Here is a 17,976-nt window from a genome sequence, read left to right as displayed (position 1 = left end):
CAGTGGCCTCCGCATGCTCGACAGTTTCCATCCGCTCATAACAATTCGGGGGTTTCGGCAATGTCTTGGCGGCGTCTACCGCTCGCGTTTCACGGGCGGTCGCCGGTTGAGGGGCGTGTCGCTGAGGTTCGGGTGCCGCGTGCATGGTGTGTTCTCCAGCTTGAAATGAAGGGGCAGCCCAGGCTGCCCCCGTTTGGATCACTTACGACTTGCGCCCGCCGCCATGGCTGTTCTGGCCACCTTTACGGCCAGCCTCAGAGGCTTTTTCACGATCATTGGCAAAGTTGCCGCCAGAGGCCTGGCCGCCTTTTTTGCCGGCTTCGGCAGCCTTTGCATGATCGTTGGCGAAATTTCCAGGGTTCTTATTGCTGGTAGTCATGATAGATCTCCACAATGAGTTGTCGTTTCGCTAGTTGCACCTTGATGCAGCGAACATCTATTCGGATAAGCCTGCGCTGGCAATCGTTTTGATAATTTCCGGAAATGCCGATAAACGGTAAAGAGCGGCTTAAAACTTATACAAAACGATTTGACTCACACCGCTTCGTATAACTTTTTCAAGCGCGCGATATTAAACTAGTAGCCTGTTGCCGCTTCGCTTAGTGTGAACGACGGCGTTTAAAAATAATGAACCCTGCCAGTTTATGCATGACCTAACGCTGCATAACCCGGAGGTGTCCCCATGCAAACCACTTACTTTTGGATAGGCTTGGCCGTTGTTCTCATACTCCTCGATTTGTGGATCATCAACAGCGTCTGGCGCAGTGACGACCCCTCGGGGCGCAAGGCGGGCTGGACCACGATAGTGGTGCTGCTGCCGTTTTTAGGCGCGGCAATATGGGCCGTTGCCGGCCCGCGTGGCGTCACCAAGGGACCGTCCTCGCCCGAACACAGCAAGGGTTGATTACCAGCCAGCCGAGGAGGCCACGCCGATGCAGACGCAATCTACTCCCACTCAAGCCGGAACCGACACCCCTGAACAGCTGCCGGAAAAAGACATCGGCCAGGGGCTCACCGATGACGAACGCGTGTCCCGGGAAGGTGAGGGCAACGCGGGTTCAAACGGTGACGGCGCACGAGTGACACCGGGCCCGGAAGACGAAAAACGCTTGAAGCCTTGACCCCTGCGCCCTTGGTCAGACCTTGGCGCACACCGATGGAATTATTGAGCAGGGGGCGGCTCTCTCCTTATAGAAGCGCCAAAAGGCGTCGCGTACCAGGTATTGGCATCCGCCCAGACCTGAATAAAAAATTGTGGATGGACCGCTTATGACTGTCTTTCAAACCCTGCAAAGTGCATCCCAGTGGCAGCATGAAGGCCCGTTGCGCAGTGAATACCAGCGCCTGCTCACCGATTGGGACACGGGCGCCGCGCAATCGGCGGCAGATTTTCTGCAGGCGCAGCTGGCTCAGGTCAGCACCACTGAAGACACTTCATTGCCCACGTCGCCCGACCAACTAATGAGTTGGGTCGAACTCAATTGCACCGCTGTGGCCGAGCGATATGCGCAGTATTTGCAAGAGCGGCAGCAAGGCGGCGGCCGCCGCTATTTCCAGAACAAAGCCCATGCCCTGTACTTCCTGCAGTGTGTGGCGCCGACTAAGCAAGTCGATGGTGCCTGGCTCTACGGGGTACTCAGCCATTGGCAGGATTACCGCTATGACGGGCTTGTGACCACCTACCTGGAAGAACTCGGCGATGGGGAACCGACGCAAAACCATGTGTCGATTTACCAACGCCTGCTGGCCGAGCAAGGCTGTGACGGCGATTTCGGCTGGCAGGATCAGCACTTTCACCAAGGCGCCATTCAGTTGGCCCTGGGGCAGAGCGCCGCATCGCACATGCCGGAGATCCTGGGCTACAACCTGGGTTACGAGCAGCTGCCGTTGCACCTGTTGATCTGCGCCTATGAACTCAAGGAACTGGGCATCGACCCCTATTATTTCAGCCTGCATGTCACCATCGACAACGCCAGCAGCGGTCATGCCCGACGCGCCGTGCAGGCGGTGCTGGGGTTGATGCCGAACGGCATGGATGCAACCGAATATTGGCAGCGGGTACGCCGTGGTTATCAGTTGAACGATCTGGGGCTGGGCACTACCGCGGTGATCCAGGCGTTCGACCTCGAACACGAGCTGGTGACCATGCTTGAACGCAAGCGGCCGTTTGCCCAGCACATGCATTCGGACTACTGCCGCTTTGAAGGCAAGACCGTCAACCAATGGCTAGCCCAGCCCGGCCAAGTGCGCGGGTTCTTGCAGGCCCTTGAGAACAAGGGTTGGATCAAGCGAAACCAGGCGCCCGAAGACAGTCGTTTCTGGCAGTTGATCGAGGGCGCGGGCGCTGCGATGTTCGGCGTCTTCAGCGGCTATGAAAAACAACTGCTGCGCGACTGGATCGCCGGAAATTGGCGCGACGCCAGCGCGATTGCACGCCCACGCCCGGTGCGGCCGGTGTCGTCAGGCACCCACGAGCCTACGCCGGATGACCCTGAAACCTGCGCCTTGCGCCAGGCCCTGGCCCGGCACAACGGCGAGCGGCAGTTGGGCCTGTTGTTACCGTGGCTGGCGCCTCACCGCCATCATCGTCCCGCTGGTTTGTATGCGACCCGGCGCTTTATTGAATTGCGCGCGGGTCTGCGCTGATCGACAAGGAAGCCTGACCATGGTCGACTCGCTGTTGTGTTCAACACCCCCTGTGTCATCGGCTCAAGCGCAGGCTGACCGGGCGCTGTTGCGCCTGGGCCGCCGTTTGCAGGCCGAGGACTATCGCTTCATCACGCCCACGCCTCTGACCCACCAGCGCGTCATTGCCCGGTGGGACAATGCCCCGGCCAGCGACCTGCGCGGGATTTTCGGTTGGTCGCGGCCCTTCGATATGCAGGTGTTCGAGGCAGCCGAGCTGCAGGAGCTGCAACAGGCGGGGATTATCGTCAAGGCGCACGGCCGTTGGCGCAGTACGGTGCGTTGGTCGAGCCTGGGGCCTTTGTTGCTGGCGCATTCGGCGTTTCCGACCGAGGAGGCCGATTCGGTATTTTTCGGCCCCGACACTTAACGTTTTGCCCGTGTGATTGACGCCTGCCTGCGCCAACGCTTCGCGCCGATTCGCCGGGCCGTGGACATCGGCTGCGGTTCAGGCGCCGCTGCCTTGATGGTGGCGCGTGCCCGTCCTGAGGCGGAAGTGTTCGCGGTGGACATCAACCCGAAGGCGCTGCGCCTGAGTGCGGTCAACGCCGAATTGGCCGAGGTGCCGAACGTCAGCGTGTACCACAGTGATGTACTCGACAGCGTCGACGGCCGCTTTGATCTGATCCTCGCCAACCCACCCTATATGAAGGACAGCCAGCAGCGCGCCTATCGCCATGGCGGCGGTGAGCTGGGTGAAGCGCTGTCGCTGCGCATCCTGCGTGAAGCCTTGCCCCGCCTGGAGCGCGACGGCACCTTGCTGCTCTACACCGGCGTGGCAATGGTGGAGGGGCGTGATGTGTTTCTTGAAGCCGCTCGCGCCATGCTGACCGGCGATGAGTTTGGCTGGACCTACGAGGAGCTTGACCCCGATGTGTTCGGCGAAGAGCTGGAGCAGCCGGGCTATGAGCGCGTCGACCGCATCGCTGCGGTGGCGCTCACTGTGACTCGGCTGAGCTGAGTGCCCATGGATCGCGCACAGCGCTTCGGCATCGAAGAAGAATATTTCCTCACCGATTTGCACAGCCGGCGCATGCTCGCCGAACCGTCAGCCGAAGTGCTCGCGGTGTGCCGCGAGGCGATTGGCGAGGGCTTTTCCTATGAGATGTTCCAGGGCCAGGTCGAGGTCGCATCGCCGGTGTTTACCGACACCGCAGAGGCTGCGGCTTACCTTGGCCGGGTGCGCCGCGAGTTGAGCCTGGCCCTGGCCGAGCATGGGCTGGGCTTCATATGCAGCGGCGCACACCCATTGGCCGATTGGCAGGCGCAACGCGCTACGCCCCAGGCGCATTTCCAGCGTTTGTTCGAGGAGTTCCAGAGCGTCGCGCAGCGCAGCGTGCTCAGTGGGCTGCATGTCCACGCAGAGATCCCGGTGGGAGTGGACCGCATCGCCGTGTTGAACGAGGTGTTGCCTGGGTTGCCGATGTTGTTGGCCCTCAGCGTTTCCTCACCGTTGTGGCAGGGCCAGCCCAACGGCTATTGCAGTTATCGGCAGGTGGTCTGCGATGAATGGCCACGCATGGGCATCCCTGAATATCTGCCGGATGAGCCGAGCTTCGAGCGCTACCTGAATATGTTGAAGCGTAGCGGGGCGTTGGCCGATGACGCGAATGTGTGGTGGGGTTGCCGACCCTCGTCGAGCTACCCGACGCTGGAGTTGCGCATGACCGATGCGTGCCCGCGCTTGAGCGATGCGCTGGCCTTGGCTGGGCTGTTCCGGGTGATGATCAAACACGCCTGCCAGCTACCGGCCCCCGGCAGCCAGTACAGCCTGGAGCAGCATTGGTTGCTCAAGGAAAACCGCATTCAAGCGCGACGCTGGGGACGCCATGCGCGCTTTGTACTGGCGCCGGACACAGAGCCCGTATCGCTTGAACAATGGCTGGTACTGGCGCAGCAGGAATGGGGCGATACCGCTCGTGCGGTGGGCGAGGAGGGCGTGTTCGAGCAGATACGGCAAATGCTGCGCGACGGCACCAGTGCCGAGCGTCAGCTACGTGCCTTCGATACGCCGGGGGCGTCTGCCTTGCAACGCGGGCAAGCGGTGGTTGATCTGTTGTTGGAAGAAAGTTGCCAGCGCTTATAATTCGAGAGTTAATCAGATTACTTGTCGGCATAAAGCACACGGCAATATGCAATAACCAGTCTTGGGTCGCGATATTTAAAGTTGAAATACAAGCGCGATCACAGTCACCCAAGCGTGCTGTCCACTGAACTAAATGAATGCACTAAAACCAATTATAAAAACAAATCAGCATGTCGATAATTTAATTAGCAGTAAGGTGGCCAAGCCGCTTATGCCTTGCGCAATATAGCGTGACGCCTCGGTGAAGACTATGCCAGACCGAAACCGAAGGGGCGGCAAAGCCGCCCCCATGCACGGTCACTCAAGAACCCGATTTACGGCCACCGCCGTGGCTCTGTTGGCCGCCCTTGCGCCCGGCTTCAGAGGCTTTTTCGCGATCATTGGCAAAATTGCCACCTGACGATTGGCCGCCTTTTTTCCCGGCTTCGGAAGCCTTTTCGCGGTCATTGGCAAAGTTACCCGAGTTTTTATTACCTGTAGTCATGATAATTCTCCAGTCACTAAGTTGGCGCTTCGTTAGTTGCCCGTTTCGCAACGGACACTTACTCCGATATCGGGCGATGGAAAAACGTTTTACAAATTTCTGGATGTGGCGACGAACGGTGATTAATACTGAAAACTTATACAAAAATGATCTTCGCTTGCCGCTTCGTATAAGTTTTGCAGGGAAGAAACAGAGGCGTTACCGGTAATGGCTACTTAATCATTGCGACCTATCGATAACTCCACGGCCGTTCGTCCTTCGCGTGGCACTTGAAACTTTCGCAAGATTCCAAATGAGTTCATACGCGCACACAGGAGACGCTTGCCATGAACCACGACTCATCCAATGGCCAAGACCAACCACTTGAAGAATCGCCTGCACCGAATGAGGACGGTTGCGTCCTGGGAACGGCGGGGCGCAACGAAGATCCCAACGCCACGACTGACTGGGACCATCCCGCCGATAACTCCGCTGAAAAATCCCAACAGCCGCCCGGCTCCGACAAGGCCCACGAGGCCGCGTTGCCGCCCAATGGCACGCCTGGGATCGACACCGTGCCTGCGCCGCAAAAGCACCGCGCCGATTGAACGCGAGCGCTCTAGAACGCCGCTTCGCTTGAAGCTAGGCGCTTGACCGCTGGTCGCAGCACCGGGGTTTATTTTGAAATTATTCAACCGGCGGTTGCTTCACATGAAGGTAGGGCGAGTGTCCGCAACGGGCGCCGCCCCCTTCCTGAGCTGAGGAGATTTGTTCATGTTTCTACATAACAAGCGACTTCAATACACCGTACGCGTCGCCGAGCCCAACCCGGGCCTGGCGAACCTTTTACTCGAGCAGTTTGGTGGCGCCCAAGGCGAGTTGGCAGCGGCCTCCCGCTATTTCACCCAAGCCCTGTCGGAAGACGACCCAGGGCGTAAAGACTTGTTGATGGACATCGCCACTGAAGAACTCAGCCACCTGGAAATCGTCGGCTCGATCATCGTCATGCTCAACAAGGGGGCCAAAGGCCGCCTGGCGGAAGGCGTGGAGGAGGAGGGTGAGTTGTACCGCTCGCTGAACGGTGCCGGCAATGATTCCCACATCACCAGCCTCTTGTACGGTGCCGGTGCGCCGCTGATCAACAGCGCCGGGGTGCCATGGAGCGCCGCCTACGTTGACACCATCGGCGAGCCCACTGCCGACATGCGCTCCAATATCGCCGCGGAAGCCCGCGCCAAGATCGTTTACGAGCGATTGATGAACGTCACCGACGACCCAGGCGTCAAGGATGCGCTGGGCTTTTTGATGACGCGCGAAATCGCCCACCAGATTTCCTTTGAAAAGGCCTTGCATGCGATCCAGCCGAACTTTCCCCAAGGCAAGTTACCCGGCAAGCCTGAGTTCGCACAGGTCTATTACAACATGTCGCAAGGTGCGGAAAGTGTGCGCGGCCCATGGAACCAGGGCGACGATTGGGAATTCGTCGAGTCCCCTCAACCGGCGGTCGACGGTGGCGATGGAACGGCCAGTGTGCAGCTGGACGAGGCAGACGAAGCCGTGCTGGCTGCGATGAAAATCCGCACGGTGTCAGACCCCCTCAGCGACCCGATCACCGGCGCCGATCTGGGCATGGGGTTGCAGCCCAAGCCCGAGTTCTGACCCAAGCCCTGTGGCGAGGGAACCAGCCCCTCGCCACGGGTTGCTGTCGTGCGGCACGGTTATCCGATTAACCGCACATCCATCTGAACTTCCCCTCCCGACGCACCCTCGCAACATTAATCACGACTGGAGAAAACACGATGAATCACTATCCAACACCACCGTTCAACACCCAGCAGCAGCCGGTACCCGGTGAACAGCGCAAGATGGACCCGATGCCCGATTGTGGTGAACAGACCTACAAAGGCTCAGGCCGGCTCGCCAACAAAATAGCCTTGGTTACGGGCGCCGACAGCGGCATCGGCCGTGCGGTGGCCATCGCGTTCGCCCGTGAAGGCGCGGATGTGGCGGTTTCTTACCTGGACGAGCATGAAGACGCCAAGGAGACCGCACGCTGGGTCGAGGCGGCGGGGCGGCAATGCCTGCTGTTGCCCGGCGACTTGGGCAACGCGCAGCAGTGCACGGCGATCGTCAACGATACCGTGGAGAAGTTCGGGCGTATCGATGTGCTGGTCAACAATGCAGCCTTCCAGATGACCTACCAATCGCTGGAAGACATTCCCGACGAGGACTGGCTGAAAACCTTCAACGTCAACGTCACCGCGATGTTCCGCATATGCAAGGCCGCGCTGCCGCACATGGCCGAAGGCAGCTCGATCATCAACACCAGCTCGGTCAATTCCGACATGCCCAACCCCACGTTGTTGCCGTATGCCGCGAGCAAAGGCGCGATCGCCAACTTCACCGCAGGCCTGGCGCAAATGCTCGGCGAGCGCGGTATCCGCGTTAACAGCGTGGCTCCCGGCCCCATCTGGACGCCGTTGATCGTGTCGACCATGACCGAGGATCAGGTGAAAAACTTCGGCGGCAACACACCGCTGGGACGCCCCGGTCAACCGGTCGAGGTGGCGCCCATCTACGTACTGCTGGCATCGGACGAGGGCAGTTATATCTCCGGTGAGCGCTACGGCGTGACAGGTGGCAAACCGATTCTCTGAATGAACACCGCCCTGGGGAGGCAGAGCTCGACCAGGGCGGTGTTGTCTCAGGCAGACCTTTAAAAAACCGAATCAGGGGCCCTGAAATGGCTAGGGCTGACGGTTATTTGCGCCGCGCGCGGTGGATACGCATCCATTCTCGATAGGCCGCAGTTCGCTGCGCATCCGCGAGCCGCTTGGCTTCGGTGAAGCGCGCCCATGTCTGTGCATCACCGCTGTACGACTCAATGATTTGGTAGGCTTGCGCATCCAGTCGATCGGCTTCGAAAAACATCTGGTTGTTGCGCTCGACCTCGTCCTCACGCTCTTGTGTGCTGGTGTAACCCAGTGTCTGGCTTTTGATCATGTCAAGCCTCCGCCCATTGAATCTGCTGCGCAGTACTCCAGCGTACGTCGCTGATGCCGTATTTCTCCGCCATGGGTTTGGAGACTCGCTTGAGGGCTTGCCGACCAAATCTGGGGATGATAGCTACCCCTGCATCGCAACTGGCCCAATGCCAAGCCTCGGCATTGTTCATTTGCGCCGCTCGTACGATGAAAGACTTCGGTTCGCCGTGAAGCTGATAGTCAATGGTGAATAGATCGTTGTGTTTCATGAGGCCTCCCTATGCTCATGAAGTACAGAGATTTGACGTCAAAAAAAATTCAAAAGAATTGTCCAACAATTCGATAGGTGACCCGATCACCTCACGATGCTCAATCATCCACTGTGAAAGTTACCCAACCGCCTGCATCTGCGGGCCGCTCGATCTCGGCGATAACGCCGCTGACAGAGGTGCCGTCGGGCAGGTTGACGGTGACAAAGTTGGGGTGCCCCGGCCACTCCAATGGACTATCGAAGTTCAACCGCGCAACGGTCGGCTTGCCACTGCTGGTCAGTTGGATCTCGACCGACTCATTCAGGCATTCATCCGAGGGTGTCCCCAGATGGCGCGAGGCAGTTATCACGCTGGCAGTACCTTGGAAGTCGTAAGACATGCTGGGTTACCTCGTAAAAGGGGGGCCGCTGCCCCCGAGTTGGGGTGTTGCGGTAGAGAAGAGAGCGGCGATGATCGTTCCATCCAAATGCACGAGTGGTGCTATCAGTGTTGATGGGCCTTCAACGTCGGGTCGGTGATCTGGATAACATCGCCCTGACGCCATGCGTCCGCACCGGGGGCAATGGGAGGCGCAATGATGTCGGCGCGAGCCTGCTTCTTTTCGGCGCTGTCGATACGCATACGCTGATCGCGTTCGGCAACCATGCGCGGGTCGGCCTGGCCTTCGGCAGTAAACCCCATCATCAACTGAGGCACGCCCAGTGGCAGGCGTTTATCGAGATCGGTATGCCAGGTGTGCCAAGTCTTGCCGTAGGTGTGCACCAGTTTTTCCATCAGGGCGTGCTCGGCCACTTCGGGGATCCCCGGCGCGACCAGTTGCCCTGACTTCACTTCATGCACGTGGCTGTGCCACAACGCCTTTTCAGGGGCCGGCAGGGTGTTGAACAGCGGCTCACTGATGATGTATTCCACGCCCATCAACTTTGCATCCTTGCGATTGCCGTCGTAGATCACGCACTGGATCACTTCTTCGTTGAGGATCGCGCAGTAGTGGTGGGCTTCCATTTGTACGTCGGGGTGGCCGTTGTAGAAGTGAAAGCCGTCTAGGTAGGCGTTCAACGCATCCACGGGCGGCCGCGACTGGAGCATGGCTGCGCCGGTGTCCAGTGTGCGGGTAGAGGGCATTGTCGGTTTGCCAGGTGTCACCACATTCGACGGCGAGTCATTACCCGCGCAGGCGCCGAGCAGGGTGAAGGTTGCGGCCCAGGAAAATGATTTGGCCATGCGGGTTGCTTGGGTAGGGGTCATCGCAGGTTCCATCCTCTTGTCGTATTTCAAGCTGCAGGAGTGCAGCCAGATCTGACGCTGTGGTCGTTGGAAAACCTGTGGGCGTGTGCGTTCAAAACGCTTTCGCTTGAACACTGCGGGATTTGAAAGGTCGTTTTTAGCGTGACGTTGACGGCGCACTCACGTATCCGCAAAGGAGGGAGCCATCCCATGCAAAACAGCGAAAACCCATCCTCGGCGTTACTCACCCGGTTATTGCGTGCACGCGGGCCGGGTGGCCAGGAAGACGAAGTGCGTGCCATTTGCCTGGAGAGCCTGCAGCCGCTGTGTGATGAGGCCTGGGTTGATGCAGCGGGCAATGTGGTCGGGTTGATCAAGGGCGCACAGGGCGATGGTGAGCGCGGCCGGGCAGTCAAAGTCATGGCACACATGGATGAGATCGCCATGGTGGTCAAGCGCGTCGAAGCCGATGGCACCCTGCGGGTGACGGCGCTCGGCGGGGCCAATCCGATCAACTTCGGGGTGTGCCCGGTGGACATCCTGGGCGATACGCATAGCTTGCCGGGCGTGCTGTCCTACGGCTCGATGCACGCCACCAACAATACGTCTCAAGGCGCTGATGTGTTAGCCGGCGACGTGCACTGGAACGATGTCCATGTGATCACTCGATGTTCGGCCGAGGCCTTGCGCGCGCAGGGGATTCGGCCGGGTACTCGTGTGGTGTTGAGCCGTCATTGGCGTGAGCCCTTCCGAGTGGGAGATGCGATTGCCGCGCACTTCCTGGATGACCGTGCGCCCATCGCCGCCGTATTGCACGCGGCCCAACGCCTGCAAACGCGCCGGCAAGCGGTGAGCCACGATATCTACCTGGTCTTCACCACGCTGGAAGAGGAATGCAATGCCGGAGCCATGTACGCCGCAGCGACCCTGCCAGGCGATACCACTCTCGCGGTGGAGGTGGGGCCGGTCATGCAGGAATACGGCACACGCTTGGGGGTTGATCCGATCATTAACACCGGGGACCAGAAGGGCTATTACACCAGGGCCGTGGTCACGGGCCTGGCTGCTGCTGCAGAACGCTGCGGCTACAGCCCGCAATATGCGTTGCTGGTGGACTTTGCCTCGGACGCCAGTGCCGTCATGAGTAACGGCACGTCTGCCAAGGCCGGCTGTGTGGCCATTCCCACGGAGAATACCCACGGCTATGAATTGATCGTGGACGGGGCAATCGAAGCCTGCGCGGCGACCTTGGTGGAGTTCCTGACCACTCCATGAAGAGGCGCTACTGAGGTTGCGGCTCGATATCCAATAGCAGATCGCCGCTGGGCAGTGGCTCGGCGTGCTTTACCAAGCCGCGGCAGGCGCTGGCGTGCCATTCAAAGGCAATGCTGTGGGCGTGTTTCAGTTGCGCCGGCCATGGTGGGGCGAGCCGTAGCTGGAAGCCGGGCGCCTTGTCGATCTTCTGCGCCAGGCACTCGGTAGTGAGTGTATTGACCCCGAACAGCGTGTCCAGCAGGTATTCAATTGTGATCGGCTGCTGCGTCGTGTCCATAGCGTTCGACATAGGAGTTCCTCGTGTTATCAGCTCCAAAGGTGAAAGCAGGGAAGGCTGCCCAAACAGGAACAGAGAGACTCGATGAGGAATAATTCAGATTTTTTGAGCGTTCATCCAAAGCACCGCTCGTCAGACTTGATGCGATTTTCTTGAACATACGAATTGCCCTCCCGGACAGATTAAACATGTGCTGACGAAAACTTCTTTTCGTCTTGCTTCTGGGAGAACGCAATGAAAGCCATCGTTTATAACGGCCCTCGTGACGTCAGCGTGCAAAATGTTCTGGATGCCAAAATCGAGAAACCCACCGATATTCTGGTGCGAGTCACCACCACCAATATCTGCGGATCTGATCTTCACATGTATGAAGGCCGGACTTCCTTTGAGACGGGAAGGGTGTTTGGCCACGAGAACCTGGGGGAGGTCATTGAAATTGGCTCCGGTGTAGATCGGGTCAAGGTCGGTGACCGGGTGTGCTTGCCTTTCAATATCGGCTGCGGGTTCTGTGAAAACTGTGAAAAAGGCCTGACCGGGTTCTGCCTGACGGCTAATCCGGGCACTGCGGGCGCTGCCTATGGGTTCGCCGACATGGGGCCTTATCAGGGCGGCCAGGCAGAATTGCTGCGGGTGCCGTATGGCGATTTCAACTGCCTGGTGTTACCCGAAGATGCGCAAGAGCGCGAAGAAGATTACGTCATGCTCTCCGATATCTTCCCGACAGGCTGGCACGCCACTGAATTAGCCGGCCTGTTGCCGGGCGAAAGCATTGCCATCTACGGCGCCGGCCCGGTGGGCTTGATGGCCGCGCACTCAGCCATGATCAAGGGCGCATCCCAGGTGTTCGTGGTCGACAATCATCCTGATCGCTTGAAGCTGGCGGCCCAGATGGGCGCAACGCCGATCAACGCGCTTGAAAAAGAAGCCGTGGATCAGATATTGAACCTGACCCAGGGCAAAGGTACCGATCGTGGTTGTGAGTGCGTCGGTTATCAATGCTGCGACCGCCACGGTCATGAAGCCAATCACCTGACCATGAATAATCTTGTGGCCTCGACCAAGGCGACTGGCGGAATCGGCGTCGTCGGCGTATTCGTACCGCAAGACCCAGGGGCAAAAAATGAGCTGGCGAAGGAGGGCAAGATGGCCTTCGATTTCGGTGCATTCTGGTTCAAGGGCCAGCAGATCCGGACCGGGCAGGCCAACGTCAAAGCCTACAATCGTCGTTTGGCCGAGCTTATCCATCACGGACGTGCAAAGCCGTCGCAGGTCATCTCTCATCGCCTCACACTCGCTGAAGGGCCAGAGGCCTACCAGCATTTCGACGCGCGTGACGATGGCTGGACGAAAGTTGTGCTCAAACCCGCAGCTTAAGCAGGGGGCAGGGCACACTGATTACGGGAGAACGATCATGAAAAAGCTCTATCTGTGTTTAGGCTTGTGCAGCGTATTTATGCTTCATGGGTGCTTTGACAATGCCGATAATGCGACGAAGAAAAACACCAGTGGAACCAAGTCTTCTGTGCAGATGCAGGAGGGCAAGGCAGACGAGAGCAAACAATAGCTGGGAGGCTTCGGGCAATTCTATAACTCAACTAAATAGTCATTTAGTTGAGTTATAGAATCAGCTGTTCTTGACGGGAGAGGGCACAGGATTAGATTCCGCCCTGCGAAGAGCGTTAATCAATGCACGAAGGGCGACTGACACATGACGGTGCCCGGAATAATAGAGGCACAGTCCCGGCATTGAAGGGCACCAATCATCCAGCACGCGCTCAAGCCGGCCATCGGCCAGTGCGTCCAGTACCAGATGCTCGGGCACGAACGCGATGCCTATGCCATCCATGGCCGCTTCGACCATAAAAGGCTGGTCGGTCAACGTGAGCGGACCGTTGACGTTGATGCTTTCCTTGCAGCCTCGGCGTTCAAATTCCCAGCGATAAATCGCGCCGCTGTCGAATCGGAACCGGACGCAGTCATGCTGATGAAGATCCTGCGGCGATTGCGGGCGTCCACGTGCTGCAAAGTAACCCGGTGATCCTACTGCGGCGAAACGTATGTCTTCAGTCAAACGAATGGCAATCATATCTTGCGGCACGGCTTCAGCCAGCCGGATGCCCGCATCGAAGCCATCGGCGGTGATATCGCTGAGTTTGCCATCAGTCACCACATCGAGGTGAATCGACGGATGCTCGCGCAGGAAGCGGGCAAGCACCGGACGAAAGACCATGCGAATAGCGCCTTCACTCGCATTGATCCTGATGGTGCCACTGGGAACCCCACGATTATCATCGGCCTCCTGCATGGCGTCGGCGATTGTAGACATCGCCGGAGAGAGCTTTTTAGCCAGGCGCTCGCCAGCCTCGGTAAACGACACGCTGCGTGTGGTTCGATTGAACAGACGCACACCCAGCCGCTGTTCAAGCGTCTTCATCGAATGGCTGACCGCCGACGGCGTTATATCCAGTTCCAACGCCGCCGCACGGAAGTTGAGATGCTTTGCCGCTGCGAGAAATACCGTCAGCGTGAAGAAATCCACGCCTTTGAGTTGATGAGCGTTGTTCATGTATTTATCAAGTATTGTGGCCATATTCGCACCAGTGAGTATCCCATAAGCTGAACCTGCTCACGACTATGGAGGCGTAAATATGTCCACGCACGGCAATTACACAGCTGAAAAACTAACCTTCAACTCCCACGGCGACAGCGTCGTCGGCGTACTTTACCGGCCTAAAGGGAAGGGACCTCATCCGGTGGTTGTACTCCTGGGGCCTTATTCGTTTTCCAAAGAACAGGCCCCGACCCAATACGCAACTCGACTTGCAGATGAAGGGTTTGCGGCGCTCGCATTCGACCCCCGTACCGTCGGTGAAAGTGGAGGAATGCCGCGGCGCCTGGAAAACCCGAAGATGAAAAACGAAGACGTCGTATCGGCGCTGGATCACTTGCTCACGCGCCTGGATATCGACCGCAAACGCGTGTTCCTGCTGGGTATTTGCCAGGGCGGCCCCGAAATGCTGGACATCGCCTCTTATGACGACCGGATAAGCGCCGTTGCATCCATCACGGGTTATTACCGCGACCGTGAAACCGACCTGTTCATGCTCGCAGCCGGCGTCAGCGAAAATCCGTTTGACCCGGAGACTGCACCCGCGACCGAGCAATTGGAAGCATTGCTCGCCGCACGACTGGAGCGTGCGCGTGATGCCAAGCGGCGCTACGAAACCACCGGTGAAGTCGTCTACCAGCCGCTGGTCTGTGCGGAACTGGGCGATCCGGTACTCGGCTCCGACGCAGGTCTACCAGGCCCATTAGTGTGGAGCTGGTATGGCCCATGGACGCTCAAAGGCTGGGAAAACCGCTATGCAATCATGAGTGACCTGGACCATTTCGATTACACCACGGTGCCAGGCGTAGCCAAACTCAAGAAGCCGGCACTTGTAGTGCATTCGGACACCTGCATGAACCCGGCGGCAGCACGTCGACATTTTGAATCTATTCCCACCGCAGACAAAAAACTGATCTGGGAGAACGGTACTCATCATTTCCAATATTACGAACAGCCTGATGTGGTTGATCGTACGGTGGGTCACGTTGTTGATTGGTTTCAAGAGTACTCGCATTGATTCCTGGGATGGTATGAAGCGAGCGTAATGTGCCGGAAGGGAATCCGGCGCGTTGGCGGAATGCCGTTTTGCGGGTGGCAGTATTGGATGAAAAGCATTGGGCAGAGTCCCTGGTGAGATGTTCTGATGGTTCGCATAATGTATATTATGTTAAATTATGTATCTGGATATCCAATGCCACTAACCCTAGGTCACGTTTGCACAGACCCCGTATCCCGAAACCAGTAATTTGAAATCTCATCCTCATCTTCTGCCTCACGTTCGCCTCTCGATGTTCTTTCACTACTCGCCGATTGGCGCAGCGACATTCCCATCACCTAATGAATGTGGCAAAAAAATTCGAGCCATTCTCAGACCGTTGCAGGCTGAACAGTTGCTCGGCGTAGCTGAGCGTGGTCAGGACGCCGTTCCTTTAATCCAAGCACGCGAATTTTTCGGCTCTGCAGTACGAGACCACCTTTTTCTGAAACGGTATGAGATGGCCGGGCTTCCGTCGTCCAAAAGCGATGTTTGCGATTCGTTTATCGCACGATATGTTCCTCCCCTCCCCCTGGAGCTTAAACAGATACATCTCTGCGCTCGCGCCAAACGGCTCGACACAGGCCGATGGCAATACGGATGCGCGGGGACATAGGGGCAGATGCACGCCACCTCCATCGACTATTAGTCAGGATCTTTGCTGAAAAAAACCCTTGTTTGAGCAAACTCAATAAATCGCTTGTTTGCGACAGACAAGTATTCGTTAGCTCGCCAACATAGGCTGAAGCTCATGGTCTGTGCCGGTTTGAATGGGATACCCACCATGCCGGGTACGCTCTGTTGAATGGAGCGCAGCAGCGTAGAGGCCCCGATGCCGTCCAGTGTCGCCTTGATGACCAGTGATACAAAATTGCTTTGCAAGGCTATTCGATAGTCGACTCCTGCAGCGTCGCAGAAGCGGTCGAACAGGTGGCGTTGCAGGAAGGTCTGGTCAAACAGCACCATTTTCTCATCTTGCAGGCGCCAGGCCTCGATAAACGCCTCGCCAGAAAGTGGGTGGCTATCGCTCATGCACAACACCATCTCGTCGGTGCCTAGCAGAACCGAGTCCCATCCGCTCTTGACTCGACGAGACTCCAATAGGGCCACATCGATATCACGGTCTTCCAGGCGCTGGCTGATGTCATCCGCACTGCCTTCAACCACCGTCATCACGATGCCTGGATAGCGCGTGCCAAAGGCGTTCAGCACTTGCGGAATGTAGTGGATTCCAAACATTGGAGGCACGCCGAGACGAATCTCACCACTGTGTAAATGCGCCATATCCCGCAGCTCTTGGCGGGCCATGTCTAACTCGAGCAAAGCGACTTCGACATGTGCAAGAAAGCTTTTTCCTTCAGCCGTCACGGTTATTTGTCGTGCCGCACGGTTAAAAAGCGTTACGCCCAACTCCTCCTCCAAGCGCGTGATAGCCATGCTCAACGCGGGTTGGGCGATGTGCAGGCTCTGGGCGGCTTTGGTGAAGCTACCTTGCCGCGCAACTTCTACGCAGCCCATCAAGGCTTTGAGGTTCATGACAGTCATACTCGGCTCGAAACTCCAAGCATAACAATTAGTGATCATACAAATCACAACATAGTATTTTTCGTGATGGAGGCGTCTCGTTAATATGCCTGCGATGACTTCGTTGTCGCCTTCTTGAGGTCAGCGTCCACGTCGATGACTGCCTCTTTCAAAAATGGATTTTTACCGATGCTCAAGTTCAATGCTCATCTCGGCTTTCAATTTAACGATTTGCCTTTTCTCCAGCGTATAGAAGCGGCTGCCGCTGCTGGATTCAAGGCGGTGGAGTTTCCTTCTCCTTATGAATTTGAAGCCAGTCACTTAGCCGCACATCTGGCTCAATACTCCCTGCCTCTCATCCAATTTGCCGCACCGGCCGGCGTTACCAAGGGCATTGCGGCGCTGCAAGGCAAGGAAGAAGAGTTTCGTGCAGGTTTAGCCCTGGCCGCCAGGTATGCGAAGGTGTTGCGTTGCTCAAACGTGCACATCATGTCTGGGATCACGACACAAGTCTCGGCTGCGTCCAGCTTCATGAGCAACCTGGAATATGCAGTCAAGTATTTTGAAGATCAGGGAATACGGCCCCTGATTGAAGTGATAAGCCCAAAAGAAATCCCGGGGTACTACCTGTCGGATTTCACCCAGGCGCAACGGGTGCTGGAGACCTTCCCGAGTATTGGACTGATCCTTGATCTTTACCATGCACAGTTATTGACCGGCGACGCCGCAACTATTCTGGATCTGTTTTATGAGCGTACCGTCCACGTGCAGATTGCAGACTGCCCAGGCCGCCACGAGCCGGGGACAGGCCTGATGAATTTTACTGAATTATTTGCGGCTCTGGAGCAGCGTGGGTACACCGGATGGATCGGATGTGAATACCGTCCTTCCAGCACTACAGCTGCAAGCCTGGACTGGCTCAAGTCGCAAAATACGATGTAATCGGATGCAGTACCCAACCATCAAACCAGAAATGATATCCCCGCCAAAAACAGGCCAAGGATCAATAATGCGGTGGTCAAGCGCGCACTCACCCTGAGAGCGGGCTGATGTTCAATGCTCTGGTTGATAGCAAAATACAACTTATTCAGAATCTGTTGTTCATCGAGATCATTTGACTGAAAAATCGAATCAATTACAGTTCCAGCATTTGGGAATGGATTATGCAAAAAAGGTGCAGCATCCACTGCACTTTGCTGTAAGGCTCGCGCAGACAGGAACGCAGATGAAACCAGCACTCCCAACGTCAGCACTGCACAAATTGCCTCTAACAGCGTGATTGCTTCAAGACTACTGACAGCGCTGAAGCGAAGCATGGCGGCATATAAGGTCACCGCGCCTGCGAGTGCACCCAAGGATAGAGTGAACATCAAGCGAAGGTATATAGTTACCAGGTTTCGTGACGCATCGACTTGTTCCAGATATATTTTGACCAGCGTTTCTATCGCCAGACGGCGGGCCTCAAATGCCAGTCGCCGCGAATCGGGAGTCACTGATGGCAACATTTAACCTCCTATATTTATTGTTAAATACCAGTAC

At 57.3% G+C, this 17,976-nt stretch carries 22 protein-coding genes and 1 pseudogene; 13 read left to right on the top strand and 10 right to left on the bottom strand.

From position 1 onward, the window contains the following. Positions 1 to 202: 202 nt before the first annotated feature. Complete coding sequence (locus JBE38_RS06055) at positions 203 to 379, bottom strand: general stress protein (protein WP_060753028.1); 177 nt, start codon at positions 377 to 379, stop codon at positions 203 to 205. 303 nt (positions 380 to 682) lie between these two features. Here JBE38_RS06055 and JBE38_RS06050 point away from each other — a divergent pair, with 303 nt between their 5' ends. From JBE38_RS06050 to JBE38_RS06030, 5 genes and pseudogenes are all read left to right on the top strand, one after another. Further along, entirely contained in the window at positions 683 to 904 is a 222-nt protein-coding gene (locus JBE38_RS06050) for a PLD nuclease N-terminal domain-containing protein (RefSeq protein WP_205343862.1), read from the top strand. Positions 905 to 932: 28 nt separating this feature from the next. Beyond that, positions 933 to 1,121, top strand: a complete 189-nt coding sequence (locus tag JBE38_RS06045) for a hypothetical protein (RefSeq protein WP_205343861.1) — start codon at positions 933 to 935, stop codon at positions 1,119 to 1,121. Positions 1,122 to 1,269: 148 nt separating this feature from the next. After that, positions 1,270 to 2,646, top strand: a complete 1,377-nt coding sequence (locus JBE38_RS06040) for an iron-containing redox enzyme family protein (protein ID WP_205343860.1) — start codon at positions 1,270 to 1,272, stop codon at positions 2,644 to 2,646. Positions 2,647 to 2,665: 19 nt separating this feature from the next. Beyond that, positions 2,666 to 3,646, top strand: a pseudogene (locus JBE38_RS06035) (methyltransferase). A gap of 6 nt (positions 3,647 to 3,652) precedes the next feature. Further along, positions 3,653 to 4,771: a carboxylate-amine ligase gene (locus JBE38_RS06030; protein ID WP_205343859.1), complete on the top strand. Its 1,119-nt coding sequence runs from the start codon at positions 3,653 to 3,655 to the stop codon at positions 4,769 to 4,771. A gap of 301 nt (positions 4,772 to 5,072) precedes the next feature. Here JBE38_RS06030 and JBE38_RS06025 read toward each other — a convergent pair whose 3' ends face one another. Further along, positions 5,073 to 5,255, bottom strand: coding sequence for a general stress protein (locus tag JBE38_RS06025; RefSeq protein WP_060753033.1), 183 nt, complete (start codon positions 5,253 to 5,255; stop codon positions 5,073 to 5,075). A 326-nt stretch (positions 5,256 to 5,581) separates the two neighbouring features. Between JBE38_RS06025 and JBE38_RS06020 the strand changes: the two genes are divergently transcribed. From JBE38_RS06020 to JBE38_RS06010, 3 genes are all read left to right on the top strand, one after another. Next, positions 5,582 to 5,842 (top strand): hypothetical protein, encoded by a 261-nt coding sequence (locus JBE38_RS06020; RefSeq protein ID WP_205343858.1) that lies wholly within the window; start codon positions 5,582 to 5,584, stop codon positions 5,840 to 5,842. A 166-nt stretch (positions 5,843 to 6,008) separates the two neighbouring features. Continuing rightward, a complete protein-coding gene (locus JBE38_RS06015; protein WP_060753035.1) occupies positions 6,009 to 6,893 on the top strand; it encodes a manganese catalase family protein in 885 nt (294 codons plus the stop codon). A 140-nt stretch (positions 6,894 to 7,033) separates the two neighbouring features. After that, positions 7,034 to 7,891, top strand: a complete 858-nt coding sequence (locus JBE38_RS06010) for an SDR family oxidoreductase (protein ID WP_090371063.1) — start codon at positions 7,034 to 7,036, stop codon at positions 7,889 to 7,891. Between the two features lie 103 nt (positions 7,892 to 7,994). On the opposite strand, the gene JBE38_RS06005 is transcribed toward JBE38_RS06010, so the two are convergent. The 4 genes from JBE38_RS06005 to JBE38_RS05990 form a co-directional block, all read right to left on the bottom strand. Continuing rightward, a complete protein-coding gene (locus JBE38_RS06005; RefSeq protein WP_205343857.1) occupies positions 7,995 to 8,237 on the bottom strand; it encodes a hypothetical protein in 243 nt (80 codons plus the stop codon). 1 nt (position 8,238) lies between these two features. Beyond that, a complete protein-coding gene (locus JBE38_RS06000; RefSeq protein WP_060753038.1) occupies positions 8,239 to 8,487 on the bottom strand; it encodes a DUF6555 family protein in 249 nt (82 codons plus the stop codon). 100 nt (positions 8,488 to 8,587) lie between these two features. After that, entirely contained in the window at positions 8,588 to 8,869 is a 282-nt protein-coding gene (locus tag JBE38_RS05995) for a hypothetical protein (RefSeq protein WP_161548052.1), read from the bottom strand. 104 nt (positions 8,870 to 8,973) lie between these two features. Next, entirely contained in the window at positions 8,974 to 9,738 is a 765-nt protein-coding gene (locus tag JBE38_RS05990) for an OBAP family protein (RefSeq protein WP_205343856.1), read from the bottom strand. Between the two features lie 189 nt (positions 9,739 to 9,927). On the opposite strand from JBE38_RS05990, the gene JBE38_RS05985 reads away from it, so the two are divergent. Further along, positions 9,928 to 10,992 (top strand): M28 family peptidase, encoded by a 1,065-nt coding sequence (locus tag JBE38_RS05985; protein ID WP_205343855.1) that lies wholly within the window; start codon positions 9,928 to 9,930, stop codon positions 10,990 to 10,992. A 7-nt stretch (positions 10,993 to 10,999) separates the two neighbouring features. On the opposite strand, the gene JBE38_RS05980 is transcribed toward JBE38_RS05985, so the two are convergent. After that, positions 11,000 to 11,281: a hypothetical protein gene (locus JBE38_RS05980; RefSeq protein ID WP_205343854.1), complete on the bottom strand. Its 282-nt coding sequence runs from the start codon at positions 11,279 to 11,281 to the stop codon at positions 11,000 to 11,002. Positions 11,282 to 11,503: 222 nt separating this feature from the next. Here JBE38_RS05980 and JBE38_RS05975 point away from each other — a divergent pair, with 222 nt between their 5' ends. Together JBE38_RS05975 and JBE38_RS05970 are read left to right on the top strand one after the other, a co-directional pair. After that, positions 11,504 to 12,643 carry a glutathione-independent formaldehyde dehydrogenase gene (locus JBE38_RS05975; RefSeq protein WP_205343853.1) on the top strand — a complete coding sequence of 380 codons (1,140 nt, stop codon included), beginning with the start codon at positions 11,504 to 11,506 and terminating at the stop codon, positions 12,641 to 12,643. Positions 12,644 to 12,680: 37 nt separating this feature from the next. Continuing rightward, on the top strand, positions 12,681 to 12,833 hold the full coding sequence (locus tag JBE38_RS05970) for a hypothetical protein (RefSeq protein WP_162843530.1): 153 nt from the start codon (positions 12,681 to 12,683) through the stop codon (positions 12,831 to 12,833). Positions 12,834 to 12,893: 60 nt separating this feature from the next. Here the strand turns inward: JBE38_RS05970 and JBE38_RS05965 are convergent, their stop codons facing one another. Then, positions 12,894 to 13,835, bottom strand: coding sequence for a LysR family transcriptional regulator (locus JBE38_RS05965; protein WP_205343852.1), 942 nt, complete (start codon positions 13,833 to 13,835; stop codon positions 12,894 to 12,896). An 82-nt stretch (positions 13,836 to 13,917) separates the two neighbouring features. Between JBE38_RS05965 and JBE38_RS05960 the strand changes: the two genes are divergently transcribed. Next, positions 13,918 to 14,895, top strand: coding sequence for an alpha/beta hydrolase (locus tag JBE38_RS05960; protein ID WP_205343851.1), 978 nt, complete (start codon positions 13,918 to 13,920; stop codon positions 14,893 to 14,895). 663 nt (positions 14,896 to 15,558) lie between these two features. Here JBE38_RS05960 and JBE38_RS05955 read toward each other — a convergent pair. Further along, complete coding sequence (locus JBE38_RS05955) at positions 15,559 to 16,449, bottom strand: LysR family transcriptional regulator (RefSeq protein ID WP_205343850.1); 891 nt, start codon at positions 16,447 to 16,449, stop codon at positions 15,559 to 15,561. 177 nt (positions 16,450 to 16,626) lie between these two features. On the opposite strand from JBE38_RS05955, the gene JBE38_RS05950 reads away from it, so the two are divergent. Then, complete coding sequence (locus tag JBE38_RS05950) at positions 16,627 to 17,379, top strand: hydroxypyruvate isomerase family protein (RefSeq protein ID WP_205343849.1); 753 nt, start codon at positions 16,627 to 16,629, stop codon at positions 17,377 to 17,379. A gap of 20 nt (positions 17,380 to 17,399) precedes the next feature. On the opposite strand, the gene JBE38_RS05945 is transcribed toward JBE38_RS05950, so the two are convergent. Then, positions 17,400 to 17,942, bottom strand: coding sequence for a hypothetical protein (locus JBE38_RS05945; RefSeq protein WP_205343848.1), 543 nt, complete (start codon positions 17,940 to 17,942; stop codon positions 17,400 to 17,402). Between the last annotated feature and the right edge of the window lie 34 nt (positions 17,943 to 17,976).

The organism is Pseudomonas sp. ICBG1301, assembly GCF_016918385.1.
Taxonomy (GTDB): Bacteria; Pseudomonadota; Gammaproteobacteria; order Pseudomonadales; family Pseudomonadaceae; genus Aquipseudomonas; species Aquipseudomonas palleroniana.
This window is presented reverse-complemented; position numbering and strand designations above follow the sequence as displayed.